We start from the raw sequence: 19,119 nt of genomic DNA, 5'->3' as shown, positions 1-19,119 counted from the left end.
CGTTACTCTCCGGTGAAAAGGAAATCGCCAGGACTTGCCTGGCGGTTGATGCTCAACGGCGCACAAGGGCACCTCCAAAAACGCCGGCACTTGAAGCGAAAACACCGCCGCCGACCACCCTATACCGTCCGTCGGACGCGACCAGGCAGTCATGAACCGTCAAGGCGTGTAAACTCCGCGCCAGAACGGTATGCCGCTGTACTTTCCACTGCCTTCGCCCTGTCTTTAGAGGGGCTCCTGAATCCTGGATTCAGCCTACGGCGAGCGCGAAACCGCCCGTATCTTGACCGGAACGCCCATTCCGGTCAATACGGCAAAATGGCCAGTCATAAGCCGCGCTTCTTTGATTTATCTAGCCTGCAGCGAATTCAAACAAACGTTTGTATTGGACGCTGGTAGTGGTGTAGATATAATGCGCCGCCTAGAGAGAAAGATGTCTCATCCGTGATCCTCTTCCCGACGTGGTGCAGGAATACTGGCGAGGGACACCAAACCTCCAATTAGAAAAAAACTGTTGAGCCTTGAGTAGGAGAGAGTCTGTGGAACGCGAATACATGGAATTCGACGTGGTCATCGTCGGTGCCGGCCCCGCAGGCCTGTCCGCCGCTTGCCGGCTGAAACAGAAAGCGGCTGAAGCGGGTCAGGAAATCAGCGTCTGCGTCGTGGAAAAAGGTTCCGAGGTCGGTGCCCATATCCTTTCCGGCGCGGTGTTCGAACCACGGGCGCTGAACGAGTTGTTCCCGGACTGGAAAGAACTCGGCGCGCCGCTGAACACACCAGTCAAGCGTGACGACATCTATGTCCTGCGCAGCAGCGAGACCTCGACCAAGGTTCCCGACTTCTTTGTGCCCAAGACCATGCACAACGAAGGCAACTACATCATCTCCCTGGGCAACCTGTGCCGCTGGCTGGCCCAGCAGGCCGAGAACCTGGGCGTGGAAATCTACCCCGGCTTCGCCGCCCAGGAAGCCCTGTTCGACGAGAACGGCGTGGTCCGCGGGATCATCACCGGCGACCTCGGTGTCGACCGTGAAGGCCATCCAAAAGACGGCCTCTATACCCCGGGCATGGAACTGCGCGGCAAGTACACGCTGTTCGCCGAAGGCTGCCGTGGGCATATCGGCAAACAGCTGATTTCGCGTTTCAAGCTCGACAGCGATGCGGATGCCCAGCACTACGGCATCGGTCTGAAAGAAATCTGGGAAATCGATCCGGCCAAGCATGAGCCAGGGCTGGTGGTACACACCGCCGGTTGGCCGCTGGACATCATGAGCCCCGAGAACACCGGCGGTTCGTTCCTTTATCACCTGGAAAACCACCAGGTGGTGGTCGGTCTGATCGTCGACCTGTCCTACAGCAACACCTTCCTCTCGCCGTTCGACGAGTTCCAGCGCCTCAAGCATCACCCGGTGCTCAAGCAATACCTGGAAGGCGGCAAGCGCATCAGCTACGGCGCGCGGGCCATCTGCAAGGGCGGCCTGAACTCGCTGCCGAAGATGGTCTTCAAAGGCGGCGCGCTGATCGGTTGCGACCTCGGCACCCTGAACTTCGCCAAGATCAAGGGCAGCCACACCGCGATGAAGTCCGGCATGCTCGCCGCCGAAGCCGTGGCCGAGAAGCTGCTGGCCGGCGCCGAAGGCGGTGACGAACTGAACAACTATGTCGAGTCGTTCAAATCCAGCTGGCTGTACGAAGAACTGTTCGCCAGCCGCAACTTCGGCCCGGCGATGCACAAGTTCGGTCCGATCGTCGGCGCCGGCTTCAACTGGCTCGACCAGAACATCTTCGCTGGCAAGCTGCCGTTCACCCTGCATGACACCAAGCCGGACTACGCCTGCCTGAAGCTGGCGGCCGCCTGCCAGAAGATCGACTACCCGAAACCGGACGGCAAGCTCAGCTTCGACAAGCTCAGCTCGGTATTCATCTCGGGTACCAACCATGAAGAAGAGCAGCCTTGCCACCTGAAGCTGACCGACCCGAGCATCCCGATCGGCAAGAACCTGCCGCTCTACGATGAACCGGCACAGCGTTACTGCCCGGCAGGTGTGTACGAAGTGATCACCCAGGAAGACGGTGCGAAGCGTTTCCAGATCAACGCCCAGAACTGCGTGCACTGCAAGACCTGTGACATCAAGGATCCTTCGCAGAACATCACCTGGGTCACCCCGGAAGGTGCCGGCGGCCCGACTTACCCGAACATGTAAGTCTCAAGCCGAACAAAGTAGGAGCGAGCTTGCTCGCGATGGTAGTCAGGGCACCGCAGGGTATCAGGTGCCCCGCGTTATCGTTGACGTCCATCGCGAGCAAGCTCGCTCCTACAGTGGACCATGTTCGGCCTAAACCGAACGGCATTGCCCCCAGGGGGCCTTTTTTTGGCCTGGGAAAACCGCCCCGGCGCCTAACCTCAATCCAATCCTACCTCCACCCGATCACCATTCAAACGCACCGGCCAGACCCGCAAGCGCTGTTCGGGATACTCGATACAAACCCCATCCGCCAGGCGGAAGTGCTGTTTGTACAAGGGCGAGGCAATCACCAGTTCGCCCTTCAGCGTACCGACGATGCCACGGCCAATAACATTGGCCCCCGATTTCGGATCGCGGTTATCGATGGCAAAAACCTGCTCGCCACCACCGATAACCGGCAAATGGAACAACGCCACCTGGTCGCCGTCGAGCCAGGCGACCACGCCGGAATCCGCTACCAGATCAGCGCGATTACACAGGGTTTTCCATTCCACAGCGTTCTGCGGACGTTCCAGGGTCGTGGTGTTCATCAGTTCAGCTCCTCGGCGACAGGGATCAGGTGCAGTTCATGGGCGCGGGCCGGACGACGCTGGCCACGCTCCTCGACGAAACGGATGGCGGGATCGCCGCCGGTGTCATTGACGAAGGTGCGGAAGCGCTTGAGCTTCTCCGGGTCCTGCAGGGCGTTGGCCCATTCGCACTGGTAACGGTCGATCAGCAGATTCATCTGTGCCTCCAACTCGTCGGCCAGGCCCAGGCTGTCATCGATGATCACCGCCTTGAGATAGTCCAAGCCGCCGTCCAGGCTTTCACGCCACACCGAAGTGCGCTGCAGGCGGTCGGCGGTGCGGATGTAGAACATCAGGAAGCGGTCGATGTAGCGGATCAGGGTCGCGTCATCGAGATCGGTGGCGAACAGCTCGGCATGTCGCGGGCGCATGCCGCCATTGCCGGCGACGTAGAGGTTCCAGCCCTTGTCGGTGGCGATCACGCCGATGTCCTTGCTCTGCGCCTCGGCGCATTCGCGGGTGCAACCGGAGACCGCCAGCTTGAACTTGTGCGGCGCCCGCACGCCCTTGTAGCGATTCTCCAGCAGCAGGGCCATGGCGACACTGTCCTGCACGCCATACCGGCACCAGGTGCTGCCGACGCAGGACTTCACCGTGCGCAGCGATTTGCCGTAGCCGTGACCCGTCTCGAAGCCGGCGTCCACCAGTTCGCCCCAGATCTGCGGCAACTGGTGCAACTGGGCGCCGAACAGGTCGATACGCTGACCGCCGGTAATCTTGGTGTAAAGCTCGTACTTCTTCGCCACGGCACCGAGGGCTATCAGTTTGTCTGGAGTGATCTCGCCGCCAGCAATACGCGGAATGATCGAATAGGTGCCGTTTTTCTGCATGTTGGCCATGAAGGTGTCGTTGGTGTCCTGCAACGGCACCAACGCCGGATCCATGATCGGCTGGTTCCAGCACGAAGCGAGGATCGAGCCCACCGCCGGCTTGCAGATATCACAGCCGACATGGCCCTTGCCGTGGCGCGCCAGCAGCGCGTCGAAAGACTCGATGCGCTCGACCCGGACAATGGCGTAAAGCTCCTGGCGAGTATGGGCGAAATGCTCGCACAAGCTCTTGTCCACCGTGACGCCACGGGCGCTCAACTCGTGCTCGAAGACCTGCTTGAGTAGCGCGGCACAGCCGCCGCAACCGGTGGCCGCGCGGGTGCAGGCCTTGAGTTCGGAGAGTTCGCTGCAACCGCCGTCGATGGCCGAACAGATCGCGCCCTTGCTGACGTTATGGCAGGAACACACGGTAGCGCTCGCGGGCAAGGCATCCACGCCCAGGGCCGGTGCCGCTTCGCCCAATGGCAGGATCAGCCCGGCGGGATCGGCCGGCAGGTCGATGCCATTGCTGACGTACTGCAACAAGGTATCGTAATAGCTGTTATCCCCCACCAGCACCGCACCCAGGGCGCGCTTGCCGTCGGCGGACACCACCAGGCGCCGGTAGCTGGCGCTGGCCTCGTCGATAAAGCGGTAGCTGCGTGAACCTGGCGTGGCGCCATGGGCATCGCCAATGGAACCGACATCGACCCCCAGCAGCTTGAGCTTGGTCGACATGTCCGCGCCCATGAACGGCTCGCTGTCTTCGCCACAGAGTTGCGTGGCCACCGCGCGGGCCATCTGGTAGCCCGGCGCGACCAGGCCGAAGATCCCACCGTTCCACGCCGCGCACTCGCCGATGGCATAGATGTCCGGGTCGCTGCTGACGCACTGGCTGTCGATGGCCACCCCGCCACGCGGGCCGAGTTCCAGGCCAGATTGCCGGGCCAGGGCATCCTGCGGACGGATACCGGCGGAAAACACAATCAGGTCGGCCTCGAGGAAATCCTCACCAGCGAAGTTCATCCGGTAGCGGTATTCGCTGCCGGCACTGATCGACTGGGTACCACGGGACAGGTGCACACTGACCCCCAGCGCCTCGATCTGGTCCTTGAGCGCCTGACCGCCTTGTTCATCCAACTGGACCGGCATCAGCCGTGGCGCGAACTCCACCACATGTGCTTCCAGCCCCAGGGACTTCAAGGCGTTGGCCGCTTCCAGGCCCAACAGGCCACCGCCGACCACCACGCCACGACGGGCATTTTTAGACGCGTCGCGAATGCGATCGAGATCCCCCAGGGTCCGATAGACCAGCCGCGAGTCGCCTTCGGCGCCTTCGATCGGCGGAACGAAGGGGAAGGAACCGGTAGCCAGCACCAGCTTGTCATAGGCCACACAGCCGTCGGCGGTGATCACCTCGCGACGTTCGCGATCAATCTCCAGCACCGCGCGCCCCAGGTGCAAGGTGACCCCGGGGGTCTGGTACAAGGCGATATCGCCGAGGGCCAGGGCCTGCGCATCGCGACCGCTGAAGTATTCGGACAAGTGCACACGATCGTAGGCGCGCTGCGGCTCTTCGCTGAACACATGAATCTGATAGTGCGCCAGGGCGCCGCGCTCGACCAATTGTTCGACACAGTGATGACCCACCATGCCGTTGCCGATCACCACCAGCGTTGGCCGGGTATTCGAGGTCGCTGAATAGCTGTTCATAGGGAGCATCCGTCAAAGCCAATCCGGTTTTTCGAAGGCAAAAAAAAGCGCCTGGAACCAAAAGGTTCCAGGCGCCTTTGCCTGTTCGTGCTGCCGGCCCGTGGGCCCGACGCAGTCATGTTCACCCGGGCCGGTTGTGGCCAAACGATCGCCGTTGATCGACGGGGCGTCCCACTCGCGCCATCGCGGTGAGGTATCAGGGGCTATGCATCGCTTGTGCCAATACCCGTCAACCAAGGCCGAACACGATCCCTGTAGGAGCCGGCTTGCCGGCGATGGCGTCCGCATGGACAGCGCAAGGTTCAAGGGCCTCATCGCCGGCAAGCCGGCTCCCACGGGTTACGCGGTGTTTTCAATAGCCCATTTCCTTAGCTGACTGGCGTTGGGAAAAGTTCAAGCCCAGCCAGGCAACAAAGCGCTAAAACAGTGCAACATGACTCGTCTTGCCCCATCACGACGCCGATTTTCATTGCCCTGGGTGGCGCCAGCGCACCGACCTCACCCCATGTCAGCCTTGTCTGCCGCACCCTGCCAGCCGTCACTGATGCAGTTGGCGCGCGCATTGCTAATGCCTGCATAGGCCATCAACGTCGATGGCACTCTATTTCACTCTCCAGGCAACAGTCACGACAAAGGCGCCGTGCCGCTCCCGTTGAAAAACGTGGAGCCGCAGGCGCCTTTTTTCGTTTCCGCCGGACCCGGTTGCCAAGCCGGGACGCATTATCGAGGACGCACCATGACCGATACCCAGGTGGCCAGCAAAACCGTGCGCAGTGTCTGTCCGTATTGCGGCGTGGGGTGCGGCATCGTCATGCAGGTCGAGGACAACCTGATCGTCAAGGTCTCGGGCGACAAGCAACACCCAAGCAACTTCGGGCGTCTGTGCACCAAGGGCAGCACCTGCGGCCAGGCGGTGGCCGACTCCGGGCGCATGGAAAACGCTTTCCTGCGCTCGCAACGCAGTCGCGACCCGGCCCGGGTCGGCATCGACCAGGCCATCAGCGCCACCGCCAGCCGCCTGCGCGGTATCATCGACAGCCATGGCGCGGATGCCGTGGCGCTCTATGTCTCCGGGCAAATGTCCCTGGAAGCCCAGTACCTGGCCAACAAACTGACCAAGGGCTTTATCCGCAGCCGGCATATCGAATCCAACTCGCGCCTGTGCATGGCCAGTGCCGGCAGCGGCTACAAACTGTCGCTGGGGGCCGATGGCCCGCCGGGTTCCTATGAGGACTTCGAGCACAGCGAGCTGTTCCTGGTGATTGGCGCGAATATGGCCGACTGTCACCCGATCCTGTTCCTGCGCCTGCTCGATCGGGTCAAGGCCGGAGCCAAGCTGATCGTCGTCGATCCGCGGCGCACCGGCACCGCCGACAAGGCCGACCTGTTCCTGCAGATCAAGCCGGGCACCGACCTCGCCCTGCTCAATGGCCTGCTGCATCTGCTGGTAAAAAACGGCCACAGCGACCGTGACTTCATCGCCGCCTTCACCGAAGGCTGGGAGGTGATGCCCGACTTCCTCGAGGACTACCCCCCGGCCCGGGTCGCCGAACTGACCGGCCTGGCCGAGGCCGACCTGCACCAGGCCGCGCAGTGGATTGGCCAGGCCGCCAACTGGATGAGCTGCTGGACCATGGGCCTCAACCAGAGCGTGCAAGGCACCTGGCACACCAATGCGCTGTGCAACCTGCACCTGGCCACCGGCACCCTCTGCCGTCCTGGCAGTGGGCCGTTTTCCCTGACCGGGCAACCCAACGCCATGGGCGGACGCGAGATGGGCTACATGGGCCCCGGCCTGCCGGGCCAGCGCTCGGCGCTGGTGGCCAGCGACCGCGCCTTTATCGAGCAGCTGTGGCGTCTGCCCCCCGGCAGCCTGCGCGCCGAAGCCGGCGAAGGCACGGTGGCGATGTTCGAGGCCATGCGTGCCGGCAGCATCAAGGCCTGCTGGATTATCTGCACCAACCCGGTGGCCAGCGTCCCCAACCGACAGAACGTCATCGAGGCGCTGCAAGCCGCCGAACTGGTCATCAGCCAGGACGCCTACCTGGATACCGAAACCAACCGCTACGCCGATATCCTCCTGCCCGGCGCCCTGTGGGCCGAGGCGCAAGGCGTGATGATTAACTCCGAACGCAACCTGACCCTGATGCAGCAGGCCGTGCAGCCACCCGGCGAGACCCTCCCCGACTGGCAGATCATCGCCCGCGTGGCCTGCGAAATGGGCTATGCCGAGGCCTTCAGCTATGACAGCGCCGAGGCGGTGTTCGAGGAGATCAAGCAGGCCTGGAATCCCAAGACCGGCTATGACCTGCGCGGCGCCAGCTATGCCCGCCTGCGCGAGCAGCCGCTGCAATGGCCCTGTGCCGAGGCGCAGGGGCCCACGCGCAATCCGATCCGCTACCTCAACAACGGCCTCAGCCAGGCGCTGAAATACGCCCAGGACGGCCAGCAACCGGCGATCGCCTTCCCCACCGAAAGCGGCAAGGCACAGTTCTTTGCCCGGCCGCACCTGATGCCGGCGGAAATGCCCGACGAGGCATTCCCGCTGGTGCTCAACACCGGGCGGGTGCAGCACCAATGGCACACCCTGACCAAGACAGGCAAGGTGCCGACCCTGAACAAGCTCAACCCCGGCCCCTTCGTGGAAATTCATCCCGACGACGCCACTCGCCTGGGCATCCAGGAACGCGGCCCGGTGCAGATCCGTTCGCGGCGGGGCCGCGCGGTGCTGCCGGCGGTGATCACCGACCGGGTCCGACCGGGCAACTGTTTCGCGCCCTTTCATTGGAACGATGTGTTCGGCGATGACCTGGCGATCAACGCCGTCACCAGCGACGCCATCGACCCGCTGTCGCTACAACCAGCGTTCAAGTTCTCTGCGGTGAACCTGCTGGCCCTGGCCCCGGAGCCCGCCAGCCTTATACCCGAGGGCGCGCTGGCCGGCACCTCGACTGTCGCCCCGGAGGGCTTTTCGTCCATGCAGATCAACGCCTTTGCTCGCCTGCTCAACCTCGATATCCCGGCAGAACTGAGCCTGGCCAGCGACGAGCGCCTGTACATGCAGGGCTACCTGCTGGGCCTGCGCAGCGCCGAGGCCCAGACACCGGGGGTACCCACCCTCCCCGCCAGCGCGCCCTTTGGCGCCGACAAACGCCTGCTGCTGGATGGCCTGCTGGCCGGGCTGTTTTCCCGTACGACGAGCACCGCGCTGGAACCGCAGACGACCGCCACGGTTCCAGCACCAACTGCCGAATGGCTGGTGCTCTGGGCCTCACAAACCGGCAACAGCGAAGAGCTGGCCCAGGCCTGCGCCAAGCGTCTGGACGCCGCCGGCCAACGGACCTGCCTGCGCGCCATGGACGAGGCCGGCCTTGACGACCTGCGCGCCGCCAGCAGCGTGTTGCTGGTCACCAGCACCTTCGGCGACGGCGACCCACCGGACAACGCCGCGGGTTTCTGGCAGACGCTGCAAGGAGCCCAGGACCAGGCCCTGGCGCAAAGCCGCTACAGCGTACTGGCCCTGGGCGACACCAATTACGATCAGTTCTGCGGTTTCGGCCGCAAGCTCGACGAGCGCTTGAGCGAACTCGGCGCTGAACGCCTGCTGCCGCGCCTGGAGTGCGAACAGGATGCCCAGCAAGCCGTCGAACCCTGGCTTACCACCCTGTGCACGGCACTCAGCGGCCCATCAGCGCCTCCGGTCGCACTCCCGACAATCGTCGCCAGCGCTGCCGTGTCGGCAACCGCGCAGCCGGCTCGGACCGACGTCGGCAGCCCCTACAGCCGTCATCACCCATTGCACGCCCGCCTCCTGCACAACCAGGTGCTGAATGCCCCGGGCGCGGAAAAGGAAACCCGGCACCTGGTGTTCGACCTCGCCGACCAGGACTTCCCCTACCAGGCCGGCGATGCCCTCGGCGTCTGGCCAAGCAACTGCGCGGAGGCGGTCGACAAGCTGCTGGATATCCTGCAGTTGGACGGCGACAACCTGGTCACGCTCAAGGACAAGGCGCCGATGACGCTGCGCGAGGCCCTGCTCGACCACCTGGACATCACTCGCATCACTCCGGAGATCCTCCGTCGGGTCTGCGGGCTTTGCGCCAGCCCCTGGCTGGATGAGTTGCAGGAGGAAGCCAATCAGGCCCGGCTCAAGGACTGGCTCTGGGGCCGGCAATTGCTCGACCTGCTGCACGAGTTCCCCATCAGCCTTGGCGCCAACCAGTTGATCAGCCTGCTCAAGCCTTTGCAGCCGCGCCTGTACTCGATTTCTTCCAGCGCGAAAGTCACCCCGAGCCAGGTGCACCTGACGGTTTCCACGGTGCGCTACCGGCATGGCGAGCAGATCCGCGGCGGGGTCTGTTCGACCTTTCTCGCCGATCGTGCCGCCACGACCGGGGCACGCCTGTTTATCCAGCGCACCACGCACTTCCGGGTCCCGCAGGACCCACGCACGCCGCTGATCATGATCGGCCCCGGCACCGGCATCGCGCCGTTTCGCGCCTTCCTGCAGGAACGCCAGGCCCAGGGCGCCGAAGGCAAGAACTGGTTGTTTTTCGGCGAGCAACGCGCCGCCAGCGACTTCTACTACCGCGAGGAGCTCGACGCCTGGCTGCTCAGCGGTCACCTGAGCCGCCTGGACACCGCCTTCTCCCGCGACCAGACTGAAAAGATCTACGTACAGCAGCGCATGCTCGAAGCCGGTGCGCAGTTCTGGAGCTGGCTGGAGCAAGGCGCCAGCGTCTATGTCTGTGGCGATGCCAGCCGCATGGCCAAGGACGTCGATGCCGCGTTGAAGAAGATCGTCCAGGTCCACGGGCGGATGAGCGGCGGTGCCGCGGGTTTGTATGTCAGTGCCCTGAGCAAGGATCGACGGTATCTGCGCGATGTCTATTGAGTGGCACCGTGTAACCGTAGCTACGCGGTCACTGTGGGCCGGCTTGCCGGCGGTGGGGCCGGCGAGTCTTGCCGCGATCTTGCGGACGTCATCGCCGGCAAGCCGCCTCCCACAAGGGCCCTGTGCGGCATGACTCACAGCTATCGGCATAACTCTTGCTCCGCCTTGTGACAGGCGTCAGCCCTACAGCTTCAGGAATCACCGCATGAACAACGATTTGGCAAGGTCCCCTCTGGCCTGGGTAGCAGGCAGTGATGCCCCGGAAAAGAACGTACTCAACCTCGGCTATATGCCCTTGAGCGACAGCGCCTCCCTGGTGGTCGCGGCCACCCAGGGCTTCGCCCAGCCCTACGGCCTGACACTGAATCTGCAACGCCAGAATTCCTGGGCCGGCCTGAGCGACAAACTGGTCAGCGGCGAACTGGATGCCGCCCATGGCCTGTACGGGATGATCTACGCCATCCAACTGGGTATCAGCGGCACACCGGCCACCGACATGGCGGTGCTGATGGGCCTGAACCAGAACGGTCAAAGCATCAACCTCTCGCAACCGCTCAAGGACGCCGGCGTCACCAGCGCCCAGGCGCTGCAACAACGTGCCCGCAGCGGTCAGGCCAAACTGACCTTCGCCCAGACCTATCCCACCGGCACCCATGCCATGTGGTTGTATTACTGGCTGGCCAGCCAGGGGATCCACCCTTTGGAAGACGTCAACAGCGTGGTGGTGCCGCCACCGCAGATGCTCGAACACCTGCAAGCCGGGCGCATCGACGGCTTCTGTGTCGGTGAACCCTGGGCCGCCCACGCCGTCGAGCAGGGCCAGGGCTTTACCCTGGCCACCAGCCAGGCGATCTGGCCGGACCATCCGGAAAAGGTCCTGGCCTGCACCCGCGCCTTCGTCGAACAGTATCCCAACACCGCGCAAGCGCTGGTGATGGCAATCCTCGAGGCCAGCCGCTTTATCGAGGAGAGCCAGGAAAACCGCCGTGGCACCGCGCAATTGCTCAGTGGCCGCGACTACCTCGATGCGCCGCTGGCAAGCATCGAGCCACGCCTGCTGGGCAGCTACAACGACGGTCTCGGCCGGCACTGGCAAGACCCCCACGCCCTGAGCTTCCATGCTCGAGGCACGGCCAACTACCCGTACCTCTCCGACGGCATGTGGTTCATGACCCAGTTCCGCCGCTGGGGCCTGCTGCATGCGGCGCCGGATTACCTGGGCGTGGCGCGCCAGGTCCAGCAACTCGATCTCTATCGTCGCGCCGCGACCGCCCTGGACATCCCCGTGCCCAGCGCACCGATGCGCAGCAGCCAACTGCTCGACGGCCAACTCTGGGACGGCTCCGCCCCGGAAGCCTATGCCCGCGGTTTTGCCCTGCATGCCCTCAATGATCACTGACGGGAGCTGGCCGCCATGTTGAAAATCCTGCTGATCAACGACACCTCGAAAAAACTCGGGCGCCTGCGCACGGCCTTGAGCGAAGCGGGTTTCGAGGTGATTGACGAATCCGGCCTGACCATTGACCTGCCCGCGCGGGTCGAGGCGGTGCGCCCGGATGTGCTGCTGATCGACACCGACTCGCCCAGCCGCGACGTGCTCGAACAGGTGGTGCTGCTGAGTCGCAACCAACCGCGCCCGATCGTCATGTTTACCGACGAGCACGACCCTGCGGTGATGCGCCAGGCGATCAAGGCCGGAGTCAGTGCCTATATCGTCGAAGGCATCCAGTCCCAGCGCCTGCAGCCGATCATGGAGGTGGCCATGGCTCGTTTCGAAAGCGACCAGCACCTGCGTGCGCAGTTGCAGGCCCGCGACCAGCAGATTGCCGAGCGCAAGCGCATCGAAATGGCCAAGGGACTGCTGATGAAGATGAAGGGTTGCGACGAGGAAGCCGCCCATACCCTGATGCGCCGCCAGGCCATGAGCAAGCAGCAGAAACTGATCCAGGTCGCCGAACAGGTGATCGCCATGAGCGAACTGCTCGACTGAGACGCACCGCAACGCAGCACGGTCTGGCCAGCAGGCTGCGTTGTGGGGCACGCCCCTCTCCCTCTCTGCCTGCAACCTGCCGGCAACGCCCTCGAAAGGCCGCGCTTGAGCCTCGAATGGGCGCGGACTGAAAACTGGCACACATAGTGCTCAGACAATACCCGGTAGCCAACGGCGGCTGCCCCACCCCCGACAAAGACGTCGCAATCCCTACGTGAAAACGAGCAGGGATGCGGCGTTTTTGCGTTTTTGGCGTCGGCAAATGGGGACCAGCGGCCGGTGAACATCACCCGCCCGCAGACCCCGTGCCGTCACTGAACCCTTTGGCAGATGAGGTGTTAAATGCACAACAGTTTCTGGAAAGCCGGCCATACACCGACCCTGTTCGCGGCGTTCTTGTATTTCGACCTGAGTTTCATGGTCTGGTACCTGCTCGGGCCACTGGCGGTGCAGATCGCCACCGACCTGCAACTGACCACGCAACAGCGTGGCTTCATGGTTGCCACGCCGATCCTGGCCGGCGCCTTCCTGCGCTTTATCATGGGCATGCTCGCCGACCAGTTGTCCCCGAAAACCGCCGGCATCATCGGCCAGGTGATTGTCATCGTGGCCTTGCTGGTGGCTTGGCAACTGGGCATCCACAGCTATCAGCAGGCGCTGCTGCTGGGCGTCTGCCTGGGCATGGCCGGGGCCTCCTTCGCCGTGGCCCTGCCCCTGGCCTCGCAATGGTATCCGCCGCAACACCAGGGCAAAGCCATGGGCATCGCCGGGGCCGGTAACTCGGGCACCGTGATCGCCGCCCTGGCGGCACCGCTGCTGGCCGCGGCCTTTGGCTGGAGCAACGTGTTCGGCCTGGCCCTGATCCCCCTGGTGTTGACCCTGGTACTGTTCAGCCTGCTGGCCCGCAACGCACCCAACCGCAGCAAGGCCAAATCCATGGCCGACTACCTGACCACTCTCGGCGACCGTGACAGCTGGTGGTTCATGTTTTTCTACAGCGTCACCTTCGGCGGCTTTATCGGTCTGGCCAGCGCCCTGCCCGGTTACTTCCACGACCAGTACGGCCTCGACCCGCAAACCGCCGGCTACTACACCGCTGCCTGCGTCTTCGCCGGCAGCCTGATGCGCCCGTTGGGCGGAGCCCTGGCGGACCGCTTCGGTGGTATTCGCGCCCTGCTCGGCACCTACGCCATTGCCACCCTGTGCATCGGCGCGGTGGGTTTCCACCTGTCCAGCTCGGTGGCGGCCCTGGCACTGTTCGTCACTGCCATGCTCGGCCTCGGCGCCGGCAACGGTGCGGTGTTCCAACTGGTACCGCAGCGCTTTACCAAGGAGATCGGTGTGATGACCGGCCTGGTTGGCATGGCCGGCGGTATCGGCGGCTTCCTTCTCGCGGCAGGCCTCGGCGCGATCAAGCAGAGTACCGGTGACTACCAGTTGGCCCTGTGGTTGTTCGCCAGCCTGGGGCTGATCGCCTGGTTCGGCCTGTACGGGGTCAAGCGGCGCTGGAGAACCACCTGGGGCTCGGCCGCCTTCTCCGCGGCCCGGGTCTGAGTCAGGACCATGGGCTTGCAGCTCAGCTATGCCGAGGCCAGCGCCAGCGGGCCCCGGGAGCAGAACCAGGATGCCACGCGCCTGGTTATCCCGGTGCCCGCCCTGGCCGCCAGCAAGGGTTATCTGTTCGCCCTGGCCGACGGGGTCAGCCAGTGCGCCGACGGCGGCCTGGCCGCGCGCTCGACCTTGCAGGCCCTGGCGCTGGACTATTACGCCACGCCGCCGACCTGGGGTGTGTCGCAGGCCCTGGACCGGCTGCTGCTGGCGCAGAATCGCTGGTTGCATGCCAATGGCGGACAGTCACCGCTGCTGACCACCCTCAGTGCGCTGGTGCTGCGCGGGCGTTCATTCACCCTCGCGCATATCGGCGATTGCCGGGTCTATCGCTGGTTTGCCGGGCAGTTGCAACGTATCAGCGAGGATCACGTCTGGGGCCAGGCCGGCATGCAGCATGTGCTGAAACGCGCCCTGGGCCTGGAACAGCACCTGGTGGTCGACTACCTGGAAGGCGATCTGCGCCAGGACGAACAGTTCCTGATCCTCAGTGACGGAGTCTGGGCGACCCTCAGCGACGCGTCGATCGTCGAGATCCTGCAACGTGACCTGTCATTGGAAAACACCACCCAGGCCCTGGTCGAGGCCGCGCATCGATCTGGCAGCCAGGACAATGCCAGTGCCGTGCTGGTGCGCATCGATGAACTGGCCGACACCGAACTCGACGATCTGCTCGGGCGAGCCGAGCAATGGCCTCTGCCGCCGCCCCTGAAGCCTGGGCAACTGTTCGAGGGCTGGCAGGTCGAGGGCCTGTTGAAACAGAGTCGCCAGTCCCTGCTGTACCGGGTCCACGATGCGCAGCAGCAAGCCTGGCTGTTGAAAACCCTGCCACCCCAACGCCAGGACGACACGGCGGCCGGCCAGAGTCTGTTGCTGGAAGAGTGGTTCCTGCGACGCATGACGGGTCGCCACTTCCCCGAAGTGCACCCCGCCGAGCAGCGCCAGCACCTGTATTACCTGATGCGCGAATACCCGGGGATGACCCTCGCCGAACACTTCAATGCGCAGGGTAACCTGGGGCTCAACCAGGGGCTGGAGCTGGCTTTTCGCCTGCTGCGCGCCGTGGGCCAGATGCACCGGCGCAATCTCCTGCACCGTGATATCAAGCCGGAAAACCTGCTGCTGGGTGTCGACGGCGAGCTACGGGTACTGGACTTCGGACTGGCCTACTGCCCCGGGCTGAGCCGTCAGCGCGATGCCGAGCTGCCGGGCACGCCCAGTTATATCGCCCCGGAAGCCTACGGCGGTGCGCCACCGAGTCCGGCGCAAGACCTCTATAGCGTCGGCGTCAGCCTGTATTACCTGCTGACCGGGCACTATCCCTATGGCGAAATCGAAGCGTTCCAACGCCCGCGGTTCGGCTCACCGGTGCCGGCCAGTCGTTATCGTCCGGACCTGCCCGACTGGCTCGAACACAGCCTCGGCAAGGCCCTGGCCAGCGACCCGGCGCAGCGCTACGAAACCGCCGAGGAGTGGCTGCTGGCCCTGCAACAGGCCGAGCACCTGCCGGCACCACGCCCACGGCCCCTGCTGGAACGCGAACCGCTCAAGGTCTGGCGTGCCCTGGCCCTCGGCTCCCTGCTACTGAACCTGCTCCTGCTGGCCTGGCGTCTGCACGGCTGAAGCGAACACCTCCTGGAGAAATGAACATGCATGGCAAAGTCTGGTTGGTTGGCGCGGGCCCCGGTGACCCGGAACTCTTGACCCTGAAAGCGGCGCGGGTCCTGCGCGGCGCCCAAGTGGTGATGGTCGATGACCTGGTCAATCGCGCCGTGCTCGAACATTGTCCCGACGCCCGGGTGATTGCCGTGGGCAAGCGCGGCGGCTGTCGCTCGACGCCCCAGGCGTTTATCCATCGGCTGATGCTGCGTTATGCCCGCCAGGGTAAATCGGTGGTCCGCCTCAAGGGCGGCGACCCGTGCATCTTCGGCCGCGCCAGCGAAGAAGCCGACTGGCTGCAAGCCCGCGGGATCGAGGTCGAAGTGGTCAACGGCATCACCGCCGGCCTGGCCGGCGCCACCCATTTCGGCATCCCGCTGACCTTGCGCGGCGTGGCCCGTGGCGTGAGCTTCGTCACCGCTCATACCCAGGACGACAGCCCGCTGGACTGGACCGCCCTGGCGCAAAGCGGCACGACCCTGGTGGTCTACATGGGCGTGGCCAAGCTGGCGGAAATCCGCGCCAGCCTGATCGCCGCCGGACTCGCCGCCAGTACTCCGGTGGCGCTGATCGAGAACGCCTCGCTGCCGCAACAACGGGAATGCCGCAGCGACCTGGCGAACATGCACCAGGATGCTCTGGCGTTTGAACTCAAGAGCCCGGCGATCCTGGTGATCGGTGAGGTGGCGGCCAGCGCGTCAAGCCAGGCTCAAGCCGCCCGCTCGTCCCCGGGGCTGCGCTCGAAGTAGCGCTTGTACTCGCGACTGAACTGCGAAGAACTCTGGTAGCCGACCCGATGGGCGACCTGCGCCACGCCGAGGCCGTCGGCCAGCAACAACTTCTGCGCCTTGAGCAGGCGCAGACGCTTGAGGTACTGCACCGGCGACAGCAAGGTGACGCGCTTGAAATGCTCATGGAAGGTCGACAGGCTCATGTTCGCGCAACTGGCCAGGGTCTCGACGTTCAAGGGTTCGGTGTAGTGGCTGTGCAGATGGCTCAAGGACGCCGCCACCCGGGCAAAGTGACCTTGCTGCTCCACCAGAGCCCGCAACACATCCGCCTGTGGGCCGCGCAAGGCGGCAAACAACAACTCACGTACCCGCGCCGGGCCCATGACGCGACACTCCAAAGGATCCTGCAGGCAACGCAGCAAACGTTCGACACAGCCGCGCAGAGTGTCGTCGAACACCACCGAGGTCATCGACTCCAGGGTCTGGGCCGCCGCCGGGCGGTCGTGGTTGATGCCCATGGCCAATACCAGCTCGCCGAGCATTGCCCGGTCGATGCCGACGGAAACCCCCAGCAAGGGTTCGCCTGCGGAGCGGGCAAAGGTCTCGCACTCGAACGGCACCGGCAAGGCCTGAATCAGATAGTGCCCGGCGCCGTACTCCAGGGTTCGCGGCCCCAGGTACGCCAGCTTGCTGCCCTGGACGATGATCATCAGGCTCGGTTCGTAGATCTGCGGGCCACGGGCCACGTCGCAACTGGCGCGCAATACCTGCACGCCAGGCAGCCGGGTCGGGGCGAAACCGTCGCGCGTGGCCAGGGACTCGATCAGCGCGACCAGGGGGGCATTGGCGTCCAGGTGACGGGTCAACTGCATGGCAAAAACTTCACGGAAAAAGGGATGAGAACATCTTCGCAGGTCCGGGGACACAGGCGAATGGCGAAAGCGCGATACCGGAGGAATAGGCAAGACACGCGGAGGAATCGCCATGGCCGTGGCCAGGTTCGACGCCGAGAATGCATCGCCTCAACCGTCACAGCTTTGCGAGGTTCCTCATGTACACCGCCATCGGTTATGCCGCCCAGTCGCCTACCACGCCCCTCGCCCCCATGTCCTTCCAGCGCCGCTCGCCGCGACCTGACGATGTCGCCATCGAGATCCTCTACTGCGGCGTCTGCCATTCCGATATCCACCAGGCCCGCAACGAGTGGGGCATTGCCGTCTACCCGTTGATGCCCGGCCATGAAATCGTCGGCAAGGTCAGCGCCGTCGGTGCCAGCGTCACCCGGCACAAGGTCGGCGATCTGGTGGGCGTCGGCTGCATGGTCGACTCCTGCCGTCACTGCGAAGCCTGCCACGCGGACCTGGAGCAATACTGCCTCGAAGGCCCGACCATGACCTATGCCACCCCGGATCGGGTCGATGGCAGCAACACCATGGGCGGTTACTCCGACAGCATCGTGGTCAGCGAGCACTTCGTCGTACGCATTCCGGAAAAGCTCGACCTGGCCAGCGCCGCGCCGCTGCTCTGCGCCGGTATCACCACCTACTCGCCGCTCAAGCACTATGGCGTCAAGCCGGGCGACAAGGTCGGGGTTCTCGGCATGGGCGGCCTGGGTCATATGGGCATCAAGTTCGCCAAGGCCCTGGGCGCCGAAGTCACCCTGTTCACCCGTTCGGCGAGCAAGGCCGAGGAAGCTCGTCGCCAGGGCGCCGACCATGTGATCGTCTCCACCGACGCCGAACAGATGGCCGCGGCGGCGGGTCGCTTCAATTTCCTGCTGGACACCATCCCGGTGCAGCACGACCTCAACCCCTACCTCGACACCCTGGCCTTCGACGGCGTGCATATTCTGGTGGGCCTGATCGAACCGGTGGACCCGGCGCTGCATGCCGCCAAGCTGGTGATGAAGCGCCGGGTGCTGGCCGGTTCGCTGATCGGCGGCATTGCCGAAACCCAGGAAGTCCTGGATTTCTGCGCCGAGCACGGCATCAGCTGCGACATCGAGATGCTCGACATCCGCCAGATCAACGAGGCCTACAGCCGCATGATTGCCGGTGACGTGAAGTACCGTTTCGTGATCGACATGGCGACTCTCAAGGTCTGATCCCCGCCGCGCGCCACCCTGCCGGGTGGCGCGTCTGCCTTCGGGCAACGCCCCCATGCTATATTCGCGTCCCTTTCCGACCCACAGAAGGAATGCCGACGGTGAACAAGAAGACCGGCATCAGAGCCCAACAAGCCGACCAGACCCGTGCCCGGATCCTCAAGGCGGCGGTGACGGTGTTCACCCGCGATGGCTATTCCGGTGGCCGGGTCGAGAGCATTTCCCGTGAGGCCGAATCCAACGACCGCATGCTCTACTACTATTTCGGCAGCAAGGAACGCCTGTTTATCTGCGTGCTGGAACACACCTACGAGCAGTTCAACAAAGCTGAAAGCAAGCTCAAGCTGAACCTGGAAGAGCCCCTGCAAGCCTTGCAGGACATGGTGGCCTTCGTCTGGAACTACTACGTCAAGCACCCCGAATTCGTCGCCATCCTGAGCATCGAAAACCTGCACAAGGGCCAGCATGCCCAGCAGTCGGGCGAACTGCGGCGCCTCTCCGGTGAAGCCGTGGGCGTGCTGCGACCGATCATCGAAGCGGGCCAGGCCAAGGGGATCTTTCGGCAGGACCTGGACCTCAAGCACGTGTACCTGATGATCGCCTCGCTCTGTTATTTCTATAATTCCAACCAGCACACCCTGAGTTCGTTCCTCGGTGAGCCGCTGGCGGAGAAACGCCAGCAGCAGGACTGGCTGGCGTTTATCAGTGATTTGGTGGTGCGTGGGGTGTTGCGCCTGCCGTAACTCTTGCGCCCGACGCAAAACCTGTAGGAGCTGGCTTGCCAGCGATGAGGCCA

At 64.1% G+C, this 19,119-nt stretch carries 12 protein-coding genes; 9 read left to right on the top strand and 3 right to left on the bottom strand.

Translation table 11 applies throughout. From position 1 onward, the window contains the following. Positions 1–539: 539 nt before the first annotated feature. Positions 540–2,204, top strand: a complete 1,665-nt coding sequence (locus AC07VG_RS15480) for an electron transfer flavoprotein-ubiquinone oxidoreductase (RefSeq protein ID WP_495003897.1) — start codon at positions 540–542, stop codon at positions 2,202–2,204. A gap of 200 nt (positions 2,205–2,404) precedes the next feature. Here the strand turns inward: AC07VG_RS15480 and nirD are convergent, their stop codons facing one another. Continuing rightward, positions 2,405–2,776, bottom strand: a complete 372-nt coding sequence (gene nirD / locus AC07VG_RS15475; protein ID WP_495003896.1) for a nitrite reductase small subunit NirD — start codon at positions 2,774–2,776, stop codon at positions 2,405–2,407. Further along, a complete protein-coding gene (gene nirB, locus AC07VG_RS15470) occupies positions 2,776–5,337 on the bottom strand; it encodes a nitrite reductase large subunit NirB (RefSeq protein ID WP_495021451.1) in 2,562 nt (853 codons plus the stop codon). Before nirB ends, nirD begins: the two co-directional genes overlap by 1 nt. Before the next feature lie 751 nt (positions 5,338–6,088). Between nirB and AC07VG_RS15465 the strand changes: the two genes are divergently transcribed. The 6 genes from AC07VG_RS15465 (at position 6,089) to cobA (ending at position 16,237) form a co-directional block, all read left to right on the top strand. Next, complete coding sequence (locus AC07VG_RS15465) at positions 6,089–10,231, top strand: sulfite reductase subunit alpha (protein WP_495021567.1); 4,143 nt, start codon at positions 6,089–6,091, stop codon at positions 10,229–10,231. Positions 10,232–10,436: 205 nt separating this feature from the next. After that, positions 10,437–11,630, top strand: coding sequence for a CmpA/NrtA family ABC transporter substrate-binding protein (locus tag AC07VG_RS15460; RefSeq protein ID WP_495003894.1), 1,194 nt, complete (start codon positions 10,437–10,439; stop codon positions 11,628–11,630). Between the two features lie 15 nt (positions 11,631–11,645). Next, the gene (locus AC07VG_RS15455; protein ID WP_177094768.1) at positions 11,646–12,221 is read left to right on the top strand and encodes an ANTAR domain-containing response regulator; all 576 of its coding nucleotides are present in this window, start codon (positions 11,646–11,648) and stop codon (positions 12,219–12,221) included. 342 nt (positions 12,222–12,563) lie between these two features. Beyond that, positions 12,564–13,775: a nitrate/nitrite transporter gene (locus AC07VG_RS15450; RefSeq protein WP_495003893.1), complete on the top strand. Its 1,212-nt coding sequence runs from the start codon at positions 12,564–12,566 to the stop codon at positions 13,773–13,775. Between the two features lie 9 nt (positions 13,776–13,784). Next, a complete protein-coding gene (locus tag AC07VG_RS15445; protein ID WP_495021450.1) occupies positions 13,785–15,452 on the top strand; it encodes a bifunctional protein-serine/threonine kinase/phosphatase in 1,668 nt (555 codons plus the stop codon). A 26-nt stretch (positions 15,453–15,478) separates the two neighbouring features. Beyond that, positions 15,479–16,237, top strand: coding sequence for a uroporphyrinogen-III C-methyltransferase (cobA, locus tag AC07VG_RS15440; protein WP_495021449.1), 759 nt, complete (start codon positions 15,479–15,481; stop codon positions 16,235–16,237). Here cobA and AC07VG_RS15435 read toward each other — a convergent pair. Next, the gene (locus tag AC07VG_RS15435) at positions 16,198–17,091 is read right to left on the bottom strand and encodes an AraC family transcriptional regulator (RefSeq protein ID WP_495021448.1); all 894 of its coding nucleotides are present in this window, start codon (positions 17,089–17,091) and stop codon (positions 16,198–16,200) included. The two genes, cobA and AC07VG_RS15435, sit on opposite strands and share 40 nt — an antisense overlap. 179 nt (positions 17,092–17,270) lie before the next feature. Here AC07VG_RS15435 and AC07VG_RS15430 point away from each other — a divergent pair, with 179 nt between their 5' ends. Next, a complete protein-coding gene (locus tag AC07VG_RS15430; protein WP_495003889.1) occupies positions 17,271–18,323 on the top strand; it encodes an NAD(P)-dependent alcohol dehydrogenase in 1,053 nt (350 codons plus the stop codon). 92 nt (positions 18,324–18,415) lie between these two features. After that, positions 18,416–19,066: a TetR family transcriptional regulator gene (locus tag AC07VG_RS15425; RefSeq protein ID WP_495003888.1), complete on the top strand. Its 651-nt coding sequence runs from the start codon at positions 18,416–18,418 to the stop codon at positions 19,064–19,066. Positions 19,067–19,119 lie beyond the last annotated feature (53 nt).

The organism is Pseudomonas sp. GW821-FHT03C07, assembly GCF_059420925.1.
The sequence above is the reverse complement of the archived record's forward strand: the minus strand, read 5'-3'. Positions and strand labels throughout refer to the sequence as shown.